The following is a 2,456-nucleotide window of genomic DNA, read 5'->3' as shown; positions in this document are numbered from 1 at the left end:
TAACTTGCTGCTTTCCTCAAATGGGGCCGATAATGCCGCAACCTGCATCCATGGATCCTCCATGTTTCCAAAAAGCAAATCCTGTCTGGCTTGTGCTGCTTCAGGACTATTCAAAAACCCAAGCGTACAAAGCAATTGAAACCTGACTTTGGGATCCTTGTCATCTTTCATTTTGGGTAAATACTCCTTCAATGCAGAAGCAGCATCCAAATGCAATTCAGCTAATTTGATGGCATTTTCCCGTACGCCGGGTGCAGGATGTTTCAAAGCACTTAGAATTGAGCCAGGGCTAAGCATGCCCAATCCTTCCAAAGTCCATAATGCATGGACACTTCCTTTGGGGGAATTTTGATTTTCAGCCAATAAAGTTAAGCCCTCGGTTATCTCCTTTGATTTCTTATCCAAAAGGAGCCGCTGCGCATTTCTTCTCCACCAGATATTGGGGTCATTGAGTTTTTCTACAAGCTGTTCTGCGGAGAAATCCCCCAATTTGATGTTGTTTGACCAGTTGAGTGGTTTGGTGCCCTTTGGCGTAATCCTATAAATTCTTCCTTTATCTGTTCCATTATACAATGCGCCGGATTTGATGACTTCTTCCGCCATCCACTCCGGATGTTCGATGATCTGTCTGTAATAGTCGACCACATAGAGCGCCCCATCGGGTCCGACATACATGTTTACCGGCCGAAACCAAGAATCAGTAGAAGCCAGGAATTCCTTTTCATCATGCTGCCTGCGTGCAGTGAAAACCGTTCCTTTTTCCTCCAAAATATCTATATGGATGATATTACTAACAGGTTCGGCTACGAATACAGCTTGGTCATACTCTGGGGGAAAAGAGGCACCTAGGTAGGCCGTTATTCCACAGGCAGAAGTGATGACCCCAATATCTGTCAACAGCTGGTGTTCAGGGTTTTTTGTTATGGGAAAGACTTCAGCGGCATTGCCATGGTCGGAAATGGATTGGGTAGTTTCCGGTACAATAAGGAAGGGGTTTCGGTCAAGGTATTTTGCAGCCATCACATCCTGTATGATATGGTTGCTGTTGTTTACTACAAAGCGATGGCCCCAATTATCGAAAGTATGCCCAAATTGTGTCCTGCTGGCCAAAGCTTCCAATTGATGCAAATCAGGCTGGAAACGTACACTCCTGCCACCTGCATTTTGGATAAGTTTTGGGCCATCTGATTTGGAAGGAAAATACACCTCTGATCCCCTGTCACCAAATTCCGCCGCGTAAGTCTTTGTAGTTACCGCTTGTTCATGACCCAAATAGATCCAATTGTCCAATCCAAGCCTGGGACTATTGACGTTGTGCTGGGGATTGGAAACAGCAAATCCTGTCAGTATGATCTCTTTTATATCTGCTTTGCCGTCACCGTTATTGTCTTCGAGATAATAGACATGTGGAGGATCTGTTACGATTACTCCATTTTTCCATCTCATGATTCCTGTTGGCAGCATCAGACCTTCCGCAAAGACAATGCTTTGGTCCATCATTCCGTCTCCGTCAGTGTCAGATAGTAATTTGATCTTGCCGGTACCACTTTTATCCAAAGGGTAGCCATGCATTTCAACGACATAAAGCCTTCCAAATTCATCAATTTCCATGTCCACCGGATCCGAAATCAAAGGCTCACCGGCGATGAGCTCAATCTGAAATCCATCCTCCAATTCGAAAGTGGAGAGCGCATTTTCCAAAGATATCTCCAACACATGGCTGTTGTTGTTTTGACAGGACTGAAGGCTAAACAGAAGGAGAAGGAAAATGCCAAGGCAAACCCTGTATGGATAAAGATTTGATGGGTTCATGTTAGCGGATTTTTACATGCATTACCGAATTAATCCAATGTAGTGATTGTAACAGTTTTTTCAAATTCGAATTATACTCCTTCCATTTACATGCTTATTCCGACCTCGAATGGAAAAATTGAGCAAGGACTTTTTTGGGAAAGATTTCGAGCGCCACTTCAATAAACTAGGTAGTTAATATTTTTTTAATAAAATTAAATCTCAGAATTTTTTCACTATCTTATCAAGTAATTCAATAAACTAAAAACCACCAAAAATGAAAAATCTAATAATTGTTTTTCTAGCCGCATTGATTTTCACATCATGCAATGAGAGTAGTTTGATCCCTGAAGATTCTACAGCAGAATTATTGAGCGCCGATCAAAAAAATTCCGACGGGGATTTCTCACTTACTACCCCTGAAAATAGCGAAAATTTGGGCTATGGATTTAGCCTTAGGAACGGAACCCAAAAAATCAATGACAATCAGACCAATGAAGAACTTGAAAGAGGAGTTGGGGTTGCTATTCCTCTTTTCTCAGAAGAAACTGTTATAGTTAAATCAGGTAGCTGGGTAACTTTAAGATTTGGAATACAGAACCTGTTTGCGGAAGGGGAACCCTGCCCTGAAGAATTAAGTGAAGAGCAAATAGGCAACATTTTAG

At 42.3% G+C, this 2,456-nt stretch carries 2 protein-coding genes; one reads left to right on the top strand and one right to left on the bottom strand.

All coding sequences use genetic code 11. The features are described 5' to 3' along the window. The coding region (locus ACZFYI_RS19045; protein ID WP_462525703.1) for a PVC-type heme-binding CxxCH protein at positions 1 to 1,812 on the bottom strand (1,812 nt) is incomplete at its 3' end. A 256-nt stretch (positions 1,813 to 2,068) separates the two neighbouring features. Between ACZFYI_RS19045 and ACZFYI_RS19040 the strand changes: the two genes are divergently transcribed. Further along, positions 2,069 to 2,456: hypothetical protein (locus ACZFYI_RS19040; protein ID WP_462525702.1), on the top strand; the 388-nt coding region annotated here is incomplete at its 3' end.

The organism is Aquiflexum sp. (genome assembly GCF_977115555.1).
This window is presented reverse-complemented; position numbering and strand designations above follow the sequence as displayed.